This window comes from Rahnella sp. R3(2024), from assembly GCF_042920125.1.
GTDB classification, from domain to species: domain Bacteria; phylum Pseudomonadota; class Gammaproteobacteria; order Enterobacterales; family Enterobacteriaceae; genus Rahnella; species Rahnella rivi.
The window spans coordinates 253,409-276,474 of sequence record NZ_JBHGBU010000002.1 but is presented as its reverse complement, the minus strand read 5'-3'; the positions used below and the strand labels follow the sequence as shown (position 1 = coordinate 276,474).

Sequence of the window (23,066 nt, the reverse complement as noted above, 5' to 3'; positions counted from 1 at the left end):
ATGAGAAGCAATGACATGATTTATACGCCGAAACTATTACCCTGTCATTTAGTCACAACGCAGTTTAATGACGAGAAACAGAGCGAGTTCCTGACGGATAGCTGTTTTTACAATGACGTTATATGAAAAAAAGGAATGAATCATGAGTGAAAATTATTATACACAAACGAAGAACTTTATGAGTTCAGTGAATGATGAAGTGGATCCACGCACAGGCCTTTACAGTGCAAGCCTGAGCCTCGGAAACATTGTCGGTAATAGCGGCAACGGACCTGAAATTCCCTTTACCATCAGCTATTCCCCCACATCAGAAACCAATATCGGTTTTGGTCTGGGTTTTACGACCGGCATGACGATGTATGACAGTCAGAAGAAACGCGTGACGCTGAATACCGGTGAACATTATGTGATCAATGAAAATGGCAACACGATAAGCGTGCGCCAGATGAAACTGAAAACCTTTGTCATGACAAAAACGTCTTCGGGTTATCAGGTGGTGCATAAAAGTGGCATTACCGAAGTGCTGGGGCTGGTGTGCCAGAATCTCTATTTGCCGGTAAAAATTATTGGTGCTTTTGGACATTATCTTACGCTCACCTGGGATGGCACACACGGCACGCCACGCCTGACAAAAGTCGTGGATATGGACAATGACGTTCACTGCGCCGTTGACTATCTGGCCAACACGGTTTTCCATTTCACGCCAAACAACAGCGAAAAATATGACATCACGCTGACCACACAGAATAATTTCCTCACCGCCCTCAGCCATTCCAGTGCCGACATCACCTTAACCTGGAGCCTTGCTTATACCGCAGGACTGATGAACAGCCAGATCCTGACCGGCATGACCACGCCGCTGGGGCTGAAAAAATCGGTGGTGTACCAGAAGGATCTGATGAAATTCCCGGCCTCTTCCGGCCAGAAAGCGCTGCCCGCCGTGGTCAGTTACACGATCCAACCGGGTATGGGCCAGCCAGATCTGGTGCGTACCTATACCTACAGCAGCAATAACTATCTTGGCTACGGCGGCAGCACCGCCTGGAATGCAGACAGCGATTACACCTATTCATTGCCGGGCAGTTATGTGTACGAAAGTACTGAAAAGGTCGTGGATAACACCTCACCGAACCCGCTTTCCACCCGCCGCGTCTACAACCACTACCACCTGATGACGTTATCGGAGGAAAAACAGGGCGGCGACAACAAACAAACCGCCATGACCTACTACGAAGACGCCGGCAAATCGTTCGACATGCAGCCCGTGCAACTGCAGTGTTTGAAAAAACAGGCCATTACCTGGATTAACAGCGGCTCCAAAAAATATTCGGAAACCACCACCACCGAATATGACACCAGCGGCAATCTGACCAGACAGATTGATCCCGTCGGCGCGCTGACCGAAATCGTTTATTACCCTGCCTCGGGCGAATCGCAAACCACGGCGGATACCGGCTGCCCTGCCTGTCCGCACGGTTTTGTGCGCTTTGAGAAAAGCCGCAAGATCACGCCCGCACCCACCAGCTTTGACGCGCCGGTTGAACTGACCTATAGCAAATTCGACAAGCTGGCGACCCTCGATCGCACCAGCGCGGCTTTCCATATTGTCCCGGTGAAAATGACCCGCCTGAACGACGGCGTGAGCCAACTGGTGCGCGAGATAAGCTATCACGCCACCGCGTCGGATAAAGTCAGCTATGGCCGAATTCAAAAGGCGCGGGTACGCGTGGGTAACAGGGTGCAAACGACGTCTGAAAACGCGTTCACCTATGTGAAATCCGGCGAATCACTGATCCACACCCGCACCTTTACCGGCCATGACGCCACCACGCAAACCACTCAGCGCGAGCATTCACGTTTCACCAATAAATTGCGGGCATTTATCAATTCACAAGGCGTAAAAACCGGGCTGAACTACGATTCACTCGGACGCCTCGTCCGCCGCGTGATCAATCCGGATAACGGCTTTAGTAATGAGTTGAAAATCGCTTATGCGATGAAAACCAGCGGCGGCCAGGCCAGCGAAATCACCACCACCTACACCGATAATGAAGGGAACGCGCACCGCAAACACTTTGACCGCATGGGCCGTGTTCTTACCGAATGGCTGAACGACAAAGACAAAAGCGCCGCTACCTTCTATCAGATCAAAGAGCATCTTTATGATGCCTCCAGCCGTCTGATTAAAACGCAGGACACCGATTACAAAACCCCAGGCGACACCAGTTCCAAAATGCTGATTGCGCAAAATGTCCTGTTTGACAGCTGGGGCCAGAACTACATGAAAGTGCTGAGTTCCGGCCAGCAACAACAGCAACAATTCGACCCGATTACCCGTGAAAAAATCGAACAGCTACAGGTCACCCGTGGCAGTACGCTGAAACTGGCTTCTCAGAACACGCTGTATAACAAGCAGAACCTGGCTGACAAAATCACCAAAGTGACTGCCGCCGGCGTGCAGATGTCCACACAGCAACTGCGCCACGACGGGCTTGGACGCGTGCGTGAACACGTTGATCCGCAGAATAATGTGACGCATTACACCTGGGACGTCTTTGGCCGCATGCTCACCCAGACATTGCCGGATGGCACCGTGGTGACAAAAACCTACGATCCGAACTCGACCGACAAACTGATCACCTCGGTTAGCGTCACACCGAAAGGGGGCAATGCCCTGCTGCTGGGCACCCAAACCTTTGATGGCCTGGGCCGTCTGACCACCAGCGTCAGCGGTGGCCGCACCCAGACTTACACCTACTCAGGGGCATGCGCCTCCCCTGCGACCGTGCGCGACAACATGAAAAATCAGCTCAATTATGCCTACATTACCGAGCTTGACGATGCCGTGGCGTCGGTGAAAAGCAGCAGCGGCGATATCGATCAGCGCTTTATCTACGCGACACAGACGGGAAAAATGCTCGAAGCGCATGAAGCCAATGGCCGCAGCAAAACCATGAGCTGGTGGCCAACCGGTGAATTGCAGCAGGAAACGTTCTTTATGCCGGGCAAACAGACCCGCACGGCAGGCTACGCCTGGACCCTGCAAGGTCAGCCGCTCAAATACATTGATGTGGCAGGCAACGAACAAACGCTGGATTACGACGATTATGGCCGGGTGATCACCATCAGCGATCCGCAAGTGACCGTGAGTATCGCTTATGACGCCGCTGGCCGCGTCAGTTCGCAGAATGCACTCGCGAAAGACGGCACCCGTCTGCTGACCACACTGACCTGGGATGATTTTAACCGTGAAGTTAAACGGGTGATTTCGCCTTCCGGTGCCAGTGCGCTGAGCATCGTGCAAACCTTTACCGCCAGTGATCTGATCGCGACACGTCAGGTTTCTGACGCCAGCACCGTCATCCGCTCGGAGACGTTCACTTATGATGTCCGTAACCGGTTGATTAAATACGAATGCAGTGGCAGTGAGCCGACGGTTGACGGCTATGGCCAGCCGGTAAAATCACAGACCTTCACCCTCGATGCACTGAGCAACATCACCCGGTGCGTGACGGTGATTGCGGGCGGCGGCACCGATACTGCCACCTTCCTCTTTACCAATTCTCAGGATCCGACCCAGCTGACAGAAGTGAAGCATTCCCTGACGGCCTGTTATCCGGCGCACATTGTTCTGCAATACGACGCCAACGGTCGCATGACCCGGGACGAAGCGGGCCGGATGCTGAGTTACGACGCCCTTGGGCGTCTGACCCGCATCTGTGATGCCAGTAACAAGCCGCTCAGCACTTACCACTACGATGCGCTGAATAAGCTGGTCATGCAGTCGCTGACCGGTGATGACCGCCAGTTGTTCTATACCGGCGAACGTCTGGTCAATGAGGCATGCAGCAAAACCCAGAAAATCACCCGATTTATTCCGGGAAACAGCGGCAGTGCGGCAGTCAGCGAAGACGGCTTCACCAGTTAAGGACTCAACCCGCGGGATTCCCGCAGGCTTTTCTGAGTGTTTCTCACGCACCCGGCACATGACGGGTGCGCCACACAGATTTTATTAAGGAAGAACACAATGTTGAAATTAACAGGTAATTTCCTCAGCGGTACGCCCTTATGCGCGTTACAGCAGGGGAAAACCACCCGATTTAATTATTCACCCTGGGGCACGGCCAGCGAAAAAGACGCGGAGCTGCCGGGTTTTAACGGTCAGCGTCATGATCCCCTCACCGCCGTGAATCATCTGGGAAACGGCTACCGCGCGTACAGTCCTGCGCTGATGCGTTTTACCTGCCCGGACAGTCTGAGCCCCTTTGGGAAAGGCGGGATCAACCCTTATGTGTATTGCGGATCCGATCCCATTAACCACACTGACCCGTCAGGGCACTTTTTCCTGATCACCTTCTTCGCGTCTTTATTCTCCTCGCTTGCTGCCTCTGCCATTCAAACCGTAGGCGCTGCCATCACAGGAGCGGCAGCGGGATTGACGGCCGGTGCTGAGGCCGGTGCGGCGGCGGGTGCAGCCGTCGGGACAGGTGCGGCCATGACGACAGCAGAATTCGCAGCCGCCACGGCAACGGCCTCAACCTCAGCGGCTTTCGCGGGAGTGGGGACTGCCGTAGGAGCAGGTGCAGAAGTGGCCGGCGCTGTCGCCGTAGCCGGAAGCACCGCGGGATTATCAGGATTGCAGGGCGCGGCAACGCTGGGGGTTGTCAATGCCGCGATAGGTACCGCAATTCAAACATCGTCGGTTACGGTGGCCGAAGTGGCGATAGGGCTGGGTGTGGAATACGGAGGCATCGCCGCCTCTTTCTACACCAAACTAGGCCGAAAACTGGCCGAAAATGCCAAAACCGTCACGGCGGAAATGTCCGTCTCTACCCATTTTGCGCTGGAACAGGCCATGGCTGCGCAGAATGCCTATTCGCCAGCCGTGGAGCCTTCGCTTTATCTCACGGACATGAATGTGAGTGGTTCAAGACTGATGCTCAACACTAACCGGGCCTCCCGTTCAGTTCAGACACCCGATGTACGTAAATCGACCGGTATACAGGGCACGCCTGCGCGGAACACTTATCTTCAGTCCATGGGATACCACCCTTCCCGTTTGCAGACAAAGACTGACGCACAGGGAATTAACCAGACGGCGTTATCTGAAAGTTCAGCCGAAAATGACAGCCAAAACGGGATGATTAAGGCGGCGGGAATTTTTGGCATGAATAACCGCGACCTGCATCAGAAATCCTACAAATCAGCCCACTTTAAAAATGCACCGCAGGCGCAATGATCCTGCGTCACCCCTGGGCTATGACGCCAGTCTGGTGGCAGGAGGAGTAGCCCGTTCATTTTCTTTAAAGGAATATCGACATGTCATTAAAACTTACAGGCACCAGCCCGACCGGATGCACGTTATTAACGACTGACGGAAAAGCCCGACAGACTTTCCATTATGGCCCCTCAGGCAGCACGAATAATCTGCACGAGACTACGCCGGGCTTTAATGGTGAACGTCATGACCCGCTGACCGGCAGCAGTCATTTAGGGAATGGTTATCGCGCTTACAGCCCGGTATTAATGCGCTTTACCTGCCCCGACAGCCTCAGCCCCTTTGGTAAAGGCGGGATCAATGCCTATGTCTATTGCGAGGCGGATCCGGTCAATAACGTGGATCCGAGCGGGCATGCACTCTTCAGGAAAATACTCACGGCTGTGAATACGGTTCTCGATTCCGTAGAGGAACTCAACGCCGTCCCTAAAGTCGTCCGCCAGGAAGCCAGCATGAGTGCCCTGGAGGCGGAATCCGCCAGTACCAGTGCCACTCAGGTTTCGGAAAGTATACTTAAGAAAACCAAGTCCTCAGCCCTGCGGTCCTTGCACGAAGCAGCGCCGGAAGCGGGTTCTGCACAAAGCATCGCACCGCCTGAAATTCAACTCCCCTCAGGCGCTCAGGAGATTATGCCTCTTCCTGATCCGGCGATGGCGGAAAATCCGGGGATGGTGCGTAGAAAGCTTTTAGGGTCACGTATCCCGAAAAACTATAGCGAGGATTCCATTTATCCTAAGGGCGTGGAATTCGTGAACACGTTCCTGCAAAACCACAATATCGGGCTGAGTGAACACTCACTGGAAAGTATTTCGGATAATCTCGCACGGGTGCATGCGGGTGAAAGAACCCAGTCAGCGGCGTCGCTTCGTGAATTCAGAGGCTTTGCCAAAGACACAGTGGACTATCTCAGGGCAGGAGACGTCAAGAATGCCAGCATCACGGCGGCCGGTTCGGCCATTAATCTGGCCGGCAGCACCCTGTTCCTGCCCATTCTTGACCGAACAACATTCCCTATATGGCAACGTGCCCCTTATGATGCCATGGATTTCATTCAGTAATATTTTCGCATCGGCTTTCATTTATGAAAGCCGACATCACTCATAAGGAAATGCAGTATGAGCGTAGCTGAAGGTGCTAATAATATATTGCAGATGAACCATGAAATCATATTCGCTATTCTGCTGATGTCTGGCTGGGGCGGTATTGTTCGGTACATCATGTTAAGGGTGAATCGTGGTTTAATGCAGGACATTATTAACTGTTTGTTGCAGATTATCGTTTCATGTTTTTGCGGGGCGATGCTGAGTATTATCCTGATTAATAAAAATATCAGTGATAACCGGGTATTAGTATTTGCCGGATTAGGCGGTGTGTTCTCTGGCCCTATTCTGAATATATTAGGAAAGAAAATTGCTGACTGGGTTGATCACTTCCCTCCAGGGTCAAAATAACCTCCTCAACAGATTAAATGACACACTGGTGTCTTCATCGAACAATAGTCTTCATCGAACAATAAAGATATGACATATCAGAAGAACCAGAAATCCTGCTAGTATGTCATATTCAAAAAACCACAGATGATCGCGCATTCGGCAAGGCTAATGATGTCTTTTAAAAACGTTAACCATCGGGTTTACTTTAATAGCATCAGACAGGATATTTAATGAGTTCACTGATATCCACCCCCCTGTCTTCATCGAACAAATAGTTCACATAAAGAGGAGGGCAAATAATCTTTACTTCGTCTGGAAGATTAAACTCAACAAGAGGGCACTGGCGATCATGGATAAAATAATGTGCAATTTTTCGGGGCAAGACAGCCAGCATATTGCTGTGTTCCAGCGCATGAATGACCCCGCTAATAGAGGACGACATATAGGCTGTTCTGATGTTTCCGGAATAAGTTGCATCAATATACACTTTACCGCCAAACGGGGCTTTCTCAGGCCCCAGCAATCTGTGGCAGTAACAAACATGTGGCAGCGTATAATACTGTGTCAGGGTGAAATTATCCTGGCTGGCTAAAATACTGTTTGCGCTGCACACAATGACAAAATCGTCGAACACTGCCAGTTTTCGCGTGATCACCCTTTCATGGTGTAAAACAATATTTCCCGCAAGGATATCGATATTTTTATGCAAAAAATGTTGAATCACATCATCATGATCGCTATAGCCATGATCTGCGAATTCAATGTTGTCATTTTTGTCAGCCCCAAAGTAATTTTCCAGTACATCCGGGCATATCACCTTCAACGTCGAATAGCCGGACTGCATCAATTCTTTATTCTTTACCGCACTTTCAATAATGAAAATCGCCTTCGAAAAGGAATCATTTATCTCCAGCGCTGCGCGGGTCGGTTTAAGGCCATTGACAGTACGATAGAAGAGTTCTCCACCAAAATGCTGTCTGAGTTTTTTTAGCGATGAACTTACCGCAGACACCGAAAGATTCAGATTAGTCGCTGCCCTGGATAAATTTCCTGAGACAATCACTTCGTTCATTGTTTTGATCAGATTATAATCAAATTCATCTGTTTTACCGCTCACCATTTCTTACCTCATTATACAAATCAACCTCAGTATAATTAGAAAAAATGCATCATGATCCTCATAAATTCAATGCCCTGTTTTTACGGAAATGCTTAAAGCAGCGTCATAATTTATACTGTTACAAAACCCGTACGTTAAATTACCCCTTCGGGAAGACCATTCAGGAAAAATTAAAAGCAACAAGTGCCGCGATCATCAAAATACACGCAGAAACGAAAAGAAGAACACGTTTTTCTTTCATCACACTCATTTTCATTGTGCCGTTCCCTAAATCTTCGATGATCAGCGTCTTGTTAAAGGCCACACCTTTTTTTGGCACGGTAATAAATAAATCATCGATGCCGATAGTTTTAAGATCTCGCCTGATCAGATACAAGGCCTGGGTCAAACTGGCTTCACTGGTAAACTGACTTCTGTCTCCCCAAATCGCCTGAGACATTTCATTCTTAGTAATAACTTCATCATTAGCATGTAAGAGTATATAGGCGAGGCATTGTGAACGCATACACGTCAGTTTCAGTTTTTTATTGGTATATAACTTTCTTATTTCTTTTGCTGACTCATTGAAGATGTATTTATTATCGATCCTGTAATTTGCCATTGAAATCCCATCCTTGTGTATTGATGCGTAGTGAATAATTCCCACATACGCGATGCTATTACATTACCTGTTTTCATTACTATATGAATTTATTTATTATTATATAACTTGTGAGCTACCCATTCTAAACACGAGGTATTTAAATCTGACAGGAAGTGATCTTCACTTTCATCTAAATAAGCATATCGCTTAGAGACACTCACCTATACAAATAAAAGAACGATAAGTACATATATATTATAAATTTAAATATATCGCATATTTATAAATAAGACATTAATTCATTACAGACTTAATATTAATTGCAGAAATAATCAACACGGCCCTTCATTAAAAATACCCCGCATTCTTTACCTTCTCCCGGCAAACACTCAGCGCCAGCTGTCGCAGCCAGCGGTGTGCCGGATCCACTTCTGAACGCGGATGCCACATCTGGGAAATGGTGATTTCGCGGGTTTTCACCGGTAACTCAAAGGCATACAACGGGTCAGATCCGGCGATCAGGAATGACGCCGGGATCAACGCCACCAGGTCGGAGTGTTGTGCAATCGCCAGCGCGGCGGAAAAGCCTGGCACGACGGCTGCGATTTTTCGTTTCAGCCCGACTTCCGCCAGCGCGTCATCTACCGGGCCATAGGTGTTGTTACGGCGTGAAACCACAACGTGCCCGAACGACACATAATCTTCCGCGCTGATCTGCCTGAGCGCCAGCGGATGATCTTTTCTCACCACTCCCATAAACCTGTCGCGGAACAAGGTCTGTAAGCGGATCTCCGGCCCCATATCGCCTGGCACACCAATCTCAAGATCAACCCGCCCTTCGCGCAACGCGCTTGAGGTTTTTTCCGGTTTAGGCATAAACCGCAAACACACGTCAGGCGCAGCGCTCGCCGCGGCGGCAATCATCGCGGCACCAAACGCCACCACAAAACCATCGTTAGAGCGGATCAGAAACGTGCGTTCAAGTCTGGCGATGTTGAAGTCTGCGGAGGAAGGTCGCAACAAGGCGCGTGCTTCAAAGCTGGCGTTTTGGGCACGCTGGCGTATCTCCTGGGCGTAGGGTGTCAGCACCATAATTCGCCCGGCGCGCACCAGCAGCGGATCGCCGGTGGTGGCGCGCAACCGGCTGAGCGTGCGGCTCATCGCCGATGCACTTAATCCCAGACGTCGGGCAGCACCGGCTACACTTTCTTCAGCCAGAAGCACATCAAGCGCAATGAGTAAGTTCAGATCGGGTTCATTCATTCCGCCATACTAACGCAGCCGTAAAAAGGAGAGAAGGCGTTTGGTGCAGGTATTAAGTGCAGATGCTGCGTCTTCCGCACGCTTTCGCCGGTGGCTATAGTGACCCGACTACACATAACTGAGAGCACAAGCATGATGGAATTATTCTCCGACAAACCGGGCGACGAAGGATTACCGGGCCGCGAACGCGGGCTGGCGATGGCCGCCGTGATGACCATGGCGACCATGGCGGTGTTTGACGGCTCAATGGTGAATATCGCACTGCCGCAGATTGCCAGAGAGATGGGTATCTCAGCGGGGGCGGCGGTGTGGGTGTCGAACGGTTATCTGTTGTCGGCGTCCATGACGCTGGCGATTTTCGCCGCGCTCGCCAGCCACATAGGGTACCGGTCGCTGTTTGCCGCGGGCCTGAGCGTCTTTACGCTGGCGTCGGCGGGCTGTGCGCTCTCCGGCTCTCTGGACATGCTGATTATCATGCGCGTGCTTCAGGGTATCGGCGCGGCGGCCACGCTGAGTATCGGCCCGGCGATTTTACGCTCTGTTTTTCCTAATCGCCTGCTCGGGCGGGTTCTCGGGCTGAACGCCCTGATGATCGCCACCAGTACCGCCGTCGCACCGGTGCTTGGCGGCACTATATTGTCTACCCTGAGCTGGCAATGGCTTTTCGCGATCAACATACCGCTGGGCATTATTGCGGTGATCCTGACCCTGCGCGTTGTCCCCTCTAACCCGGCGTTGACCCGTCAGCCTTTTGATGTGGCGGGCGCGATATTATCGGCCATTGCGCTGGGGTCGCTTATCATGGCTGCAGACGTTTTCTCGCGTCCGGATAAAGATGACCTGATCATTGCCCTTCTCTATGGCGCGATCGCCATCGTTTCCGGCGTGGCTTTTATCTGGCGTCAGCGCCGTGCGCCAAAACCGCTGCTGCCGCTTGGCATGTTTGCTTCCGGCCCGTTCACGCTGGCGGCCTTCACGTCGCTGGCCTCGTTTATCAGCCAGGGGATCACTTTTGTCGCGCTGCCGTTCCTGTTTCAGAGCGTTTACGGTTACAGCGCGTTTGTTTCAGCCTTACTTTTCACGCCGTGGCCGCTGGGGATTATTCTGGCCGCGCCGCACGCCGGACGCCTCGCCGACCGCTATCCGGCCGCGATTATTTCAACCGTCGGGCTGGCCATCTTTGCCGCAGGATTACTGTTACTGGCCCGGCTTCCTGCGCAACCAGAGGTCTGGGATATCGGCCTGCGCAGCTTCGTTTGCGGCATTGGTTTCGGCTGCTTCCAGAGCCCGAACAACCGTGAAATGCTCTCCAATGCCTCGCGGGAAAACAGCGGTTATGCCTCCGGCGTGCTGGCGATCATGCGGACCTTCGGGCAGTGTCTCGGTGCCGCCTGCGTCGGGGTCATTCTGTCAGTCTATGCCGCCACTAACCTGAGCCAGGAAGCCCATGCGGTACAGCTAAGTTTGTGGGTGGCGGTGATCGCCACGGTCTTGGCGATGGTGTTAAGCGTAACTCGCTTGCGAAAGACCGCTTCTCACCTGCAAAATGGCTGAAAACCGCCACCCGTAAAAGGATAAATTCTATGCTGGAACTCAGACCTAACTGTGAATGCTGCAATACCGATCTGCCACCTTCCGCTGACGCGAGAATTTGTTCGTTTGAATGCACGTTCTGCGTGCCCTGCGCCGGAGAGAAACTTCACGGGATTTGCCCTAACTGTGGCGGAGAGTTGGTGGCCCGCCCGCGCAGACCCGCCAATAAACTGGCAAATAACCCGGCGTCAACCACGCGGGTTTATAAACCGGCAGGGTGTGCTTCGTAAGAAGAGTAAGAATGAGGGGATGAGTGACGCCGGGCACGTGAAGCCCGGCGTTGACTGAAGCGGTCAGTATTCAATGTTTCGCTGCCTGAGCAAAAATTTCAATCTCTTCACTTCAGTTTCTAAATCAATAATGGCGTCCAGCGCCACGTAAATCACCGAACTGATCGGTTTCCCTTTATAGAGGTCTGCTGAGCAAAGTTTTCCATGAGAAGCTTCCAGTAAAATCGAATATGCGTCTTTCTCTGCCATATCAACCTCCCTATTTGAGCAAGCTTTAATATTAGCAAGCTAATGATAACCCTGAAATAGGAATGTTCGGAACGTTCGCAATCCCTGAGAAAGCATGTCATAAACGGTATTCTTACCTCGCGCCCGTCGGCCAAAGGGCGGCTGAGAAATCTATAACATGATAATTAAAAGGGATTTTTTATGCCCCGCATCTCGTCTCTGCTTTTCAGATCGGCACTGGTCGGCTCGGTGTTTATGCTCACCGGCTGCCCGCCGCCGCCGGATTTAACCCAGTGGCAGCGCCCCCACTCCACGATAGATGACGCGCGCGTGGCAATGGGGCAATGCGGGGTGCCGCTGCCGGGGCCGGAACCTGATTTTACCGATAACGAATCAGTGCTGTATTACCAGTGCATGGAAGCCAAAGGATTTACCTATAAACATGGTTTTCACATTTGTGATGTCTACCAGGACACACCCGCCTGCCGGGCCAAACAGCTGGGGCGTCCTTTGACGAACAAGGAAATTGAATCGCTGCCTTTTGTCGCAGACAGCGGATTACACCCGATCAAACCCGATTCAGGCACGCGGGAATACGAGCTCATCAGCTGGCGTAAAGCCGGTGCCTCGCTGCATTTTTCCCATTCATCGGAAAATGATGCAATTGCGTTACCGGTGATGTACCAGTGTGGCTATCCGAAACCGCTGGGTTCGCGGCTGGCGATGCCTAACATCGGACACACCAAACAACTGCAGGCATGCATGCTGAAAAATGGCTTCGAACCGAAAAAGAAACTCATGCTGGTGTGCCGCAATTACCCGCAACTGGACGGTTGCAGCAAATAACCGTTCGCAACACATAAAAAAGCCGGGGCATTCGCTCCCGGCTTTTTTTCTGCTCAGCGGTTTACCACTGGTATTTCACACCCACCATCCCCTGATAGCCCTGATAGTTGTTGTCGCCCCAGGTGCTGCTGACTTGTCCCCAGGTTTGCCATTTCTGGCTGATGGAACCGGTCACCCCGGCTTTTACTTCATAGCGGTTAACCGACGTGGCATTTTCAAAGCGAACCTGATTGAAGTCCACGCTGTCTGATGCCGGTTTGCCGTTGTACCAGTTCACCTCGACGAACGGTTGTGCGCTGTTGAGTTTCACCGTGTTCTGGCGGCTCAGGCGCACACCCATACGGGTTCTGATGCCGTCGTCGCTGTTGGCGTTGATGCGGGTGCCGTTTTGTTCGGTATGCCCGTCAGTTTCGTAGTGGCTGTAGACCAATTGTGCCTGAGGCGTGACCACCCAGCGGACTTCATCGGATTGTTTCAGCGCGAAGCCGTAACCGGTTTCGAGCGAGACATCCGTCCCCTGACTGTCGTAAGACTCCTGCGGCAGGCTGTCGCCGTTGACGTCATTTTTGTACCAGGCGTGCTGGATCCAGCTGTCTACATACGCGCCGCTGACGCGGTCGGCCTGCGCGTACCAGGTGCCGTAAGCGCCGATGCTGTAACCGTTAACCTGCCCTTTGGCCTCGTAGCTGCTGTTTTTCACGCTGGCGTTGCTGCTGGAATGCCCGTACCCCGCCATCAGACCGGCATTGATCTGGTCGCCGTTGACACCGTCGAGCTGATACAAATCACTGCCGAGCTGCACCAGCGTGGTGTGGGTTTTCTCATCGTACAACCCGCCGTTGCTCTTCTGTTTGGTGTAATCGCCCCCCAGACGGACCCAGCCTTTGGCCGTGTCGGTATCCTGACTGCTGCGCGCCGCGCCCGAACGGTCATACAGCGTGTGCAGGAACATGTTCTGTGCCGCCCGCTGGTTAGCCAGATAGGCACCCGGCTCAGGACGATAGGTGTTAGAAGACGGCGTTGGCGTTGGCGGTTCCGGCGTCGGTGGCTCTGGCGGCTGCGGTCCGGTGCTCCCGGATTGCAGATACCAGTCGCCGTTGGCGCTGTTTTTCACCAGCTGATACTCATACGCGCCCGCGACCGCACGGCCATTCAGGCTGAACACACCGTTCGATTGTCCGCCGACATCCACCACCTGGATCCCGGTACTGGTCTGCGCGCCGCTGCCTCCGGCATTTTTCACCGTCACCTGCGTGGTGCCGGACGTATCGCCCGCCACCACCAGTTTATCCGTCACCGAGTTATCGCCACCGAGCACGGTTTGCAGTGCCAGCACGCCGCCCCCGATGTAATTGCCGCCGACCGTCAAGGTATTGCCGACCGCGCCGCCTGCCAGTTGCAGCAGCCCGCTGTTGGTCAGATTACCGCTAAGGTTCAGCACGCTGGCTGCCGCCGAGCCGTAAGCCGAGAGGCTGTTAAGCGCAGCAACGGTTCCGCTGTTGGTGACATTGCCGCTCACGGTGCCGTCGCCGGAAAGCGTTGCGCCCGAAGCCACGCTGACCTCACCGGCCCCGTCCGCCCCCAGTTTTGCCCCGGCCTGCGTGCCGTTACCGACGATCAGCGCTCCGCTGTTGATCGCCGTGGTGCCGGAATAGGCAGGCTGGTAAACCGTCAGAGCGCCTGCGCCTGTTTTCAGCAATCCGCCGCTGCCGGTCACGCTGTTGGAAAGCGTCATGTCGGCGGCATTGTCGATCTGCAACAAACCGTTGTCGGTGATGCCCGCCGTGCCGAGATTCGCCGCCTGCGAGGCGACCAGCGTGGCGTCATTGCCGACGGTGAAATTACCGTTAAAGGCGCTGTTATCCGCCCCGAGGCTGATCACTTCACTGCTGAGAAGCCGTACGGAACCCGCACCCGTCAGCACATTATCCAGCGAGCCGCTGGCAGTCTGGCCGTTGAAGGTGTCGAAGGTCAGCAGGTCGTTGGCGGCATCCATGGTGATGCTGCCGGTGCCCAGACCCTGCACGTTGTTAAGGCGCACTTCCGAGCCGCCGGTGATAAGCGTAGCCGCCGACAGGTTCGGGTTCGCGCCATCAACGGTCAGCACGCTCGGGTCAACGATCAGCTGGCCGCTGCCGGTCAGACGCCCGGTGACGGTGCCGCCGTTGGTATCGCCCGCCGTACGCTGGCTGTCCGTGATGGTCAGGGTACCGCCGTTGAGATTCACCGTGGTACCGGCCGCGCTGTTCAGTGCGCCGATGCTCTGCGTTCTGCCGTTCAGATCCAGCTGACTGGTGCCCAGCAGATCCACCGCAGAGGTGTTGCCCAGCGTGTGATCAAAGCCCAGACGCAGGGTGCCGTTGGTGACCGTGGTCTTGCCGGTGTAATCGTTACGCGGGTTGTTGAGCGTGGCGGTTGTCACCACGTCCACGTTGAGCCCACCCGCGCCGGTGATCAGCGCGTGCATCTCGTTACCGCCCAGCGGCGCGCTGGCATCCTGCACCAGAGAAACCTGCTGGCCTGCCAGCAAATCGAGTTTCACCAGGCCGGAGTAGAGGAACAGGCCGGTCTGTCCTTGCAGATTGCTGCCGGTGAGGCCGTAGTTATAGGTACCGATCCCCACCACGTTGCCGAACTGCGACACATCGGCGGTGGTCGGTGCCAGCACATTACCCAGGGCATCGGTCAGCGTCAGGTTGGCAGAAGAGCCGGTATTGCCCTGCGAGAGGATCAGCGGATCGCCAATGATGTCATCCTGCTGAAGCAGAGGTTCGCCGATGGCGTTGGCCGGATCGGGCTGCGTTTCCAGCCCGGCAACCCGAATTTCACCGCCGTTCAGCACCAGCTGGTTGGTGGTGATCAGCGTGCTGGTGAGCACGTCAAACGCAGCAGTACCGCCGTTCAGCGCCAGATTACCGATGGCCTGTGTCCCCGCGCCGACCACGATATTGGCCGACTGGTTTTGCAGCGTGGCGCTGGTCAGTGCCTGCGTGTCCGTGCCGGACAAGGTAAACGCGCCCTGCCCGAGATTCACCAGCCCGGCGAAGGCCGTGCCGCTGTCCGCGCCGAAGGAGAAGCGGTCAACCGCTGTCGCCATCGCAACGTTCATCGCGCCCTGCCCGGTCAGCGCATTATCAAATACAAAATCGCCGCTTGCCGGTGCCACGTTAAGCGTGCCGTTGAGCAGCACACTGCCCGCGCCAAGATTTTGTTCAGCCGCGACGGTGGAAGTGCTGCCGGAGGCCAGATCCCACACGCCGGTAAATCCGCTGTTATCGCCGCTGATGACGAGATCGGTGGCTGAAATCTGGTTGGTGCCGCTGCCGGTGATTGCGCTGCTCAGGGTGTTACCTGCACCGCTGAGGGTCAGTAACCCGCTGTTATCGATGGCATTGCTGAAATTACCGCCGGTCAGATTAACTGCCAGCGTGCCCGGTGCAGCGATGGTCGCCGTGCCCGTGCCTGCACCCTGAGCGTTGGTCAGCGTCAGTGTACCCGCGCTGACGGTAGTGCCGCCGGTGTAGGTATTGCTGCTGCCAATGGACAGATTGCCGGTGCCCGATTTCTCGAGCGTACCGCCGCCGCTGACCACGTTGTTGAATGTCCAGTCGGTGGCGGTGTCGAGCACCAGCGCGCCGTCGTTGCTGATGGCGGCGGTGCCAAGATGTTGCGCCGTGCCTGCCATCAGACTGCTGTTGATATCGGTCGTAAAGGTCCCGCCAAACCCGCTGTTATCGCCGGAAAGCGTCACCGCCGACGCGCCCTGAATCCCGACCACGCCGTTACCACTGAGCGAATTCGCCAGCGTGCCGGTTGCGCCGTCAAGCTGAACGCCGGTGGTGGTGCCGTTGAGATTGATGCTGCCGGTGCCGAGCGCCGCCACGTCGCTGAGCAGCGCCTGTGCGGTATTATTGAGGATCACCGCCGCACTCAGGCCGCTGTTCGCGCCGTTCACGGTCAGGGTACCGTCGTTGACCGTCAGATTACCGGCGCCGGACAGCGTGCCGTCGCTCTGGCCGCCCTGGCTTAGGGTCAGGTTGCCGCCGTTGACGTTCAGCGTGGAACCGCTCGCCCCGCTCAGGCTGCCGATTGTCTGGGTTTTGCCGTTGAGATCGAACCCGGTGGTGCCCTGCAATAACAGCTCAGAGGTTGCGCCGAGGGCATTATCACTGCCCGCCACCAGCGTACCGCCGCTGACCGTGGTGGTGCCGGTATAGCTGTTGCCGGCGTTACTCAGGGTCAGCGTCTGGCCGGCAGAGGCGCTGCCGTTGACGTCGAGATTACCGCTGCCGGTCAGCTGTGCGTTGAGCACCGCGCCGGAAGACGCCGAGCCGCTGTCCGTTGCCAGATGCAACGTCTGGCCGCTCAGCAGATCCAGTCCTTTCAGGCCGTAACCGAGATACAGGCCGTCGTTGTTCGCCCCGGTAGAAAGCATGAAATCATAGCTGCCGTTGGCAACCGTGGTGCCGCCTTCGGTGATCGCCAGCGTCTGCGGATTATTCACCACCTGCCCGGCGCTGTCGGTCAGCGTCAGCGAGGAGGCATCGCCGGTCACGGTGCCACCGGCGGCGATCAGCTGAGACTGGATCTCACCGTCATCCTGCGCCAGCAGGTTGACGCCCGGCGAAGGCACCGGATTAGGCAGCCCGCTGGTCACCGGCACATCCACCTGCACGTTGCCGCTGGTGAGCGTCAGGTCGGTGACATTCACAATGCCGAGCGGCGATCCCGGTGGTGTCTGGCCGCTCCAGGCCAGGGTGCCGCCGTTAAGGGTTAAATTACCGATGGTTTGATCTGCTGGGGCCACGGTGGTGACGTTGCCCGCATCAAGCTGCAATGTCGCCTGTGTCAGCGCCGTGGTGTTATCACCGGAGAGTGAGAACTGGCCCTGACCTAATTCGACCGTGCCGGTAAAGGCGCTGCCGGTCGCTGCGCCGAACGCGAAGGTGTCGGTGGCGGCAGCCAGATTCGCCAGCAGCGTACCGTTACCGGTCAGCGCCTGGGTGAAGGTGTAACTGCCGCCGTTCGGCGCATCGATATGTAAAGATCCTGGCGAGGCGACAGACACCCCGCCGGTGCCGAGCGCGCCGTCACCGGTCAGACGCAGCGCACCGAACACGTTGGTGCCGCCGGTATAGGTATTCGCACCGGTTAAGGTCGCCGTGCCCGCGCCGAGCGCATCCACCCTGCCGCTGCCGCTGATCAGACCCGCAACGGTGAAATCATTGCTGCGGGTCAGTGCCAGGATGCCGTTGTTAGTGATATCCCCCACAATGCTGCCGGTGGTGGTGCCACGGCCCAGGGAGAGCGTTGACGCGGTGTTAATGGTGGTGCCGCCGGTATAAGTGTTCTCGCCGGTCACGTCGATAATGCCCTGCGTGGTCAGGTGGCCGGTGCCGTCAATCACACCGGCGAGATTCGCCCCTGCGGTAGCGATAATGGTGCCGCCATCGGTGCCCAGCGTGATGTTGTGGTCAAATTCCCCCGGTACACCAATATCAAATGCTGCGTTGTTGTTGATGGTCACACCGCCGGAAGACGCGCCGAGTGCGCCTTCATTGAAGATACTGAGTCGCCCGGCATTGATCACCGTTCCGCCTGAATAGGTATTCACCCCGGCCAGCGTCAGCGTGCCGGTGCCTTCTTTCACCAGACCGCCGGTGCCGCTGATGACCCCGTTCATCCCGAAATCGCTATTGTTCTGCATGGTAAGTGTGGCGCTGCCGAGCGTGATATCGCCGCTGCCGCCGATGTTCTGCACCTGCTGATCAAAATCATTGAGATCGAACGTCGTTCCGCTGCTGAGCGCTAATGCACTGCTGTCGGCCAGCGCGTTGGCGATGCCGGTTTGTAACGTGCCGCCGGTTAAATGCGTGGTACCGGTGTAGGTATTTACCGCCGAAAGCGTCAGCGTGCCGGTGCCCGCTTTGGTCAGCGATTTTCCGTCCCACAGCGTGCCATTCGCCGCCTGATCGGCCAGCACCACGTCAACGTCAAAGGTATTGGCGTCCGTCAGGGTAAAGGTCCCGGAGGAAAGCGGTGCGACGGCATTCCATGCCAGCGAGCTGCCGATGCTGTAATCCAGACCGTCGGTAGATTTTTTCGCGTCGTTGATGATGTAATCCGCGCTGCCCGCCCCCACGCCCACCACCGAACCGAAATCACCGGTGATGCCATCGGTGGTGTGAATGACCACGGTGCGCGCACCGTCCAGATCGCTGGCTTTCGCCACCGGACCGCTGGTGTAGCCGGAGATATTCAGCACCGAACTGGTGGCGTTGAGCGTGGCATCGGTGGCAGTCAGCAACGGTGCCGTGCCGCCCAGCGTCACATCCAGCGTGCCGTCGATGACCGCGCTGCCGCTGGCCGTCGTCTGGGCATTTGCATCCAGCTGTAAGGTTGCGCCGCTGTCGATATTCAGACCCGCCACGTTAAACATGCCGTTTTGGGTCAGATGCAGCGTGCCGGCGCTGACGCTGGTGTCCCCGACCGAGTTGGTCAGGCCGGACAGCGTCAGTACGCCGGTACCGGTTTTGGTCAGACCGCCGGTGCCGGTGAGTTGCCCGTCAAACGTCGTATCGGTATTGTTTTGCGCCGAGAGCGTGCCGGTGCCCAGCGTGATAATCCCCGCGCCGCTCAGATCCTGAACCAGCTGATTGAAATTGTTCAGTGCCAGCGTGGCACCTGAAGCAACGGTGACAGTGTCACTGGTGGCAATCGCGTTCTCAATGCCCGTGGTCAGCGTACCGGCCTGCACAGTCGTCCCGCCGGTGTAAGTGTTGGCGGCAGACAGCGTGAGATTGCCTGCGCCGAGTTTGGTCAGCGATGTGCCATCCCAGCCGGTGCTGCTGGCGCTCTGATCGGCCAGCACCACGTCTGCGTCAAAGGTGTCGCTGGCGTCTGTCAGCGTAAAATTGCCGGAAGCGAGCGTCGGCCCGGCATTCCAGGTCAGCTCGCTGCCCACGCTGTAGCTGTTGCCGTCGGCGGATTTGCGCGCGCTGTTGATGATGTAGTCGACATCGCTCGCCGTGATGCCGCTGACCGTGGCGAAATCACCGGTGATACCGCCGGTGGTCTGAATGATCACCGTACGCGCCCCGTTCAGATCACTGGCTTTGGTGGCCGCCAGCGGCGTAAAGCCGGTGACCGTCAGCGCGGCGTTGCTGCCCAGAGTGGCGTCTGCGGCGGTGAGCATCGGTGCGCTGCCGCCGAGGGTGACATCCAGCGTCCCGTTCACGGTCGAGGTGCCGGTGGTGGCGATAAGCGCATTGCTGTCGAGCTGCGCCGTGGCACCAGTATCGACCAGCAAACTGGCGGCACTGAACGTACCGGTTTGCGTCAGATGCAAAATACCGGCGGCGATGTCCGCCGCACCCACGCTGTTGCCGCTGTTGCTGAGCGTCAGCGTGCCGGTGCCGGTTTTGGTGATGCCGCCGGTGCCGGTGAGAGTGCCGTCAAACGTGGAGTCGTTGTTGCTTTGCGCGGTCAGGGTGCCGGTGCCGAGCGTGACAGCGCCCGCGCCGGTCAGATCCTGTGCCGTCTGGTTAAAATTGTTGAGGGCCAGCGTGGCGCCGGTGGCCACATTCACCGAACTGCTGGTGGCAAAGGCGTTGTCGGTGCCGGTGGTCAGCGTGCCCGCCTGAATGTCAGTGCTGCCGGTGTAGGTATTCGCCGCCGACAAGGTCAGGTTACCCGCCCCCAGTTTGGTGAGCGATTTGCCGTCCCAGGTGGCACCGTTGGCGGTTTCATCACCCAGCGCCACGTCAACGTTAAACGCATCGCCCGCATCGGTCAGAGTGAAATTGCCGGTTGCCTGTGCGGTGCCGGAGGTCCAGGCCAGCTCGCTGCCCAGGCTGTAGGTTTTGCTGTCTGCAGAGAGTTTGGCGTCATTGAAGTAATAATCTACGCCGCTCGGCGTAAGGCCTGTGACCGTGGCGAAATCCCCGGTAATGCCGTTTGTGGTCTGGATGATCACGGTGCGCGCCGCGCTCAGATCGCTGGCTTTGGTGGCGGCGGCCGGGGTAAAACCGGTGACGCTGAGCGCCGAGCCGCTGCCCAGCGTGGCGGTATCCGAATTGATTTTGGCCGTTGAGCCACCGAGCGCCACATCCAGCGTGCCTTCAATATCTGTTGCGCCCGTGGAAACCACCTGCGCCGTGCTGGCAAGCTGCGCCGTCGCGCCGGTGTTCACCGTCAGGCCGGTCGTGGCGAAATCACCAATTTGGGCAAAATGCAGCGTGCCCGCGTTGACCGAGGTCGCGCCGACCGAGTTAGTCAGGCCGGACAGCGTCAGCACGCCGGTACCGGTTTTGATGAGATCGCCGGTGCCGCTGATTTTACCGGTGAACAGGGTGTCCGCCGTGTTTTGCGCCGTGAGATCACCCGACCCCATGGTGATGGTGCCTGCCCCGGTCAGATCCTGTAAGACCTGATCGAAACTCTTCATGCCGAGCGTGGTATTCACGTCAACTTCGACCGATTTGCTGGCGGCAATGGCGTCAGCCACGCCCAGGTTGATCGTCCCGCCGGAGATTTTTGTACTGCCGAGGTATGTGTTTACGCCATCCAGCGCCAGAATGCCGGTACTGGTTTTCAGCAGGCTGCCCGAGCCACCAATCGCACCGTTGACCGTCCCCGCGCCCACTTGCAGCGTGGTGCCCGCGTCGGTGATATTGACGATACTGTTGGCGGCGGAGCTGAGCGCCGTGACCACATGGGTATTGGCACCGTTGAAATTGAGCGTTTGCGGCCCGGTCACCGACCAGGAGGCCTGCCCCAGCGGCGTATTGACGTCCACAATGTAAGCATCACCGTTGAGGCTCATCGTGCCGGTGTAATTATTTGCGGTGCCATTAAACGAGAGGCCGAGCGACTCCGGCATGTTGTTCTCGGACATGTTGATACTGAAAGTACCGGAACCGGTCAGGTTGCCGTTCATCGCCAGCGTATGGGCACCGTTATCCGCGACATAGTTCAGCGAACTGGTGTTAGACGCGTTGATGTCGCCGTCGAAAATAATGTTCGCCGCAGCAAACTGATCAAATTGCAACGTCGAGTTTGAAAGAGCGATGGGTGCGGTGAGGTTGCCGAAGAGGTAACTCACGTCCGCTGGCAGCGCCGTGGCCTGCGAGCCGTACATGCGCAAGGTGGACGCTTCCAGCGACAGCCCGCTGGCGGAGAAATTGTAGTTGGTAAACGTCGAGGTATCGCCCAGCTGGAGGATCGCGCCGTTGGTGACGCTGATGGCACCGCTGCCGAGCGCATCAGTAGCGCCCATACCGTTAAGCGTGCCGGAAGTGACCTGGGTACCGCCGCTCCAGGTGCCGATACTGGCAAGATTTGTTATGCCCGAGCCTGCCTGAACCACGCTACCGTTACCGTTGATATTTCCACTGAAGGTGCTGGCAATAGCGCGGTTAAACGTCAGGGTGCCGTTGTTGATGACGTCGTCGTTCAGGCTGCCCGTCAGACCACCGTTACCGATCTGCAGTGAGGCGCCGTTGGCAATGGTTGTTCCGCCCGACCCCGAGTTGCTTAAGCTGCCGGTCACCACCACATTGCCGCTTTGCAGCTGGATCGCACCGGCGACCGGTAAGGTCCCGGAGATATCCCAGGTTTTACCCGGCGCATTGATATTCAGTAAATTAACCGTATTGTCATTCACGTAATTACTGAAGGTACCGGTATCCAGGCTTCCGCCCAGCAGGTTGATGGAGTTATTGACCTGATTCACATCAAACTGAATATCACCGGTAATGGCCGAGCTGGTATTAAGATTAAGAATATTATTGCTGCCGTAGAGTTTTATCGCCACTCCACCGGTACCCAGAGAGGGGGTTATTGCCCCGGCATTATTGATGGTGACACCATTACCGCTGGCCGAACCCTGAATAACGGTATGATAGCCCGAAATCGTCGCACCTTCATTGTTGGTGAGGGTAAATCCGCTGCCGAAGTTTGTCAGAGCAAAGTCAGTGTTACTAATGCTGTTACTGGTAATCAGACCATTATTGATAACGGTGAAATTGCTCCCCTCGTTAAAATTAATACCAAAATCGCCCTGGATCGTCCCGTTGTTGGTGATGGTATTGCCGCTGCTTCCGCTGGCAAAATTGAACCCTGATGCGCCGGTGCCGCCTGTTACATTGATGCCGCTGTTGACGATGAACGTACTGCCGGTCACGGTGGCATCAGCGTCAATCGCGTCACCTGACGAGGTGATATCGCTGGTTACCGTAAAATCCGTCCCCAATGCGCTGGTCACCGTACAGGTGACTGTACCGGTATCGCAGCCTGCATCCGCCGAAGGCAAATCGACAGCGTAGGCGTTTTGCATGCCTATCGTGGACGAGATGATGATGATCTTCAGGGCGATATAGAGTTTGTTTAAGGAATAATCTTTTAGCTCACGTTTTCTCTTGTTGGATATAACGGCATGTTGTGTGCTTAGCATAATTCTCTCGCCCTGTTTAAGTTCAGTTGTTATCCATGA

Annotated in this window: 11 protein-coding genes and 1 pseudogene; 7 read left to right on the top strand and 5 right to left on the bottom strand. The window is 55.8% G+C overall.

Translation table 11 applies throughout. The annotated features are described in order from the left end of the window. The first annotated feature begins 178 nt into the window (after nucleotides 1–178). The 4 genes and pseudogenes from ABSH60_RS21670 (at nucleotide 179) to ABSH60_RS21655 (ending at nucleotide 6,729) form a co-directional block, all read left to right on the top strand. A complete protein-coding gene (locus ABSH60_RS21670) occupies nucleotides 179–3,928 on the top strand; it encodes a hypothetical protein (protein ID WP_390976112.1) in 3,750 nt (1,249 codons plus the stop codon). 99 nt (nucleotides 3,929–4,027) lie between these two features. Further along, nucleotides 4,028–5,239 (top strand): RHS repeat-associated core domain-containing protein, encoded by a 1,212-nt coding sequence (locus ABSH60_RS21665; protein WP_390976110.1) that lies wholly within the window; start codon nucleotides 4,028–4,030, stop codon nucleotides 5,237–5,239. Nucleotides 5,240–5,442: 203 nt separating this feature from the next. Then, nucleotides 5,443–5,638, top strand: a pseudogene (locus tag ABSH60_RS21660) (RHS repeat-associated core domain-containing protein); the annotation flags it as partial. Nucleotides 5,639–6,393: 755 nt separating this feature from the next. Then, a complete protein-coding gene (locus ABSH60_RS21655; RefSeq protein WP_217203153.1) occupies nucleotides 6,394–6,729 on the top strand; it encodes a phage holin family protein in 336 nt (111 codons plus the stop codon). A gap of 196 nt (nucleotides 6,730–6,925) precedes the next feature. Here the strand turns inward: ABSH60_RS21655 and ABSH60_RS21650 are convergent, their stop codons facing one another. The 3 genes from ABSH60_RS21650 to ABSH60_RS21640 all read right to left on the bottom strand — a co-directional run bounded on the left by ABSH60_RS21650 (nucleotide 6,926) and on the right by ABSH60_RS21640 (nucleotide 9,677). Further along, nucleotides 6,926–7,831: a LysR family transcriptional regulator gene (locus ABSH60_RS21650; protein WP_217203155.1), complete on the bottom strand. Its 906-nt coding sequence runs from the start codon at nucleotides 7,829–7,831 to the stop codon at nucleotides 6,926–6,928. A gap of 160 nt (nucleotides 7,832–7,991) precedes the next feature. Further along, nucleotides 7,992–8,432 carry a winged helix-turn-helix domain-containing protein gene (locus tag ABSH60_RS21645; RefSeq protein ID WP_390976107.1) on the bottom strand — a complete coding sequence of 147 codons (441 nt, stop codon included), beginning with the start codon at nucleotides 8,430–8,432 and terminating at the stop codon, nucleotides 7,992–7,994. 330 nt (nucleotides 8,433–8,762) lie between these two features. Beyond that, on the bottom strand, nucleotides 8,763–9,677 hold the full coding sequence (locus ABSH60_RS21640; protein WP_056779825.1) for a LysR family transcriptional regulator: 915 nt from the start codon (nucleotides 9,675–9,677) through the stop codon (nucleotides 8,763–8,765). Nucleotides 9,678–9,809: 132 nt separating this feature from the next. Here ABSH60_RS21640 and ABSH60_RS21635 point away from each other — a divergent pair, with 132 nt between their 5' ends. Beyond that, complete coding sequence (locus ABSH60_RS21635; protein WP_390976105.1) at nucleotides 9,810–11,231, top strand: MFS transporter; 1,422 nt, start codon at nucleotides 9,810–9,812, stop codon at nucleotides 11,229–11,231. A gap of 29 nt (nucleotides 11,232–11,260) precedes the next feature. Beyond that, on the top strand, nucleotides 11,261–11,500 hold the full coding sequence (locus tag ABSH60_RS21630; RefSeq protein WP_390976103.1) for a DUF1272 domain-containing protein: 240 nt from the start codon (nucleotides 11,261–11,263) through the stop codon (nucleotides 11,498–11,500). 63 nt (nucleotides 11,501–11,563) lie between these two features. On the opposite strand, the gene ABSH60_RS21625 is transcribed toward ABSH60_RS21630, so the two are convergent. Continuing rightward, entirely contained in the window at nucleotides 11,564–11,749 is a 186-nt protein-coding gene (locus ABSH60_RS21625) for a hypothetical protein (protein WP_390976101.1), read from the bottom strand. A gap of 180 nt (nucleotides 11,750–11,929) precedes the next feature. On the opposite strand from ABSH60_RS21625, the gene ABSH60_RS21620 reads away from it, so the two are divergent. Continuing rightward, complete coding sequence (locus ABSH60_RS21620) at nucleotides 11,930–12,574, top strand: hypothetical protein (protein ID WP_390976099.1); 645 nt, start codon at nucleotides 11,930–11,932, stop codon at nucleotides 12,572–12,574. Nucleotides 12,575–12,635: 61 nt separating this feature from the next. On the opposite strand, the gene ABSH60_RS21615 is transcribed toward ABSH60_RS21620, so the two are convergent. Next, nucleotides 12,636–23,027: an autotransporter outer membrane beta-barrel domain-containing protein gene (locus ABSH60_RS21615; RefSeq protein WP_390976097.1), complete on the bottom strand. Its 10,392-nt coding sequence runs from the start codon at nucleotides 23,025–23,027 to the stop codon at nucleotides 12,636–12,638. Nucleotides 23,028–23,066 lie beyond the last annotated feature (39 nt).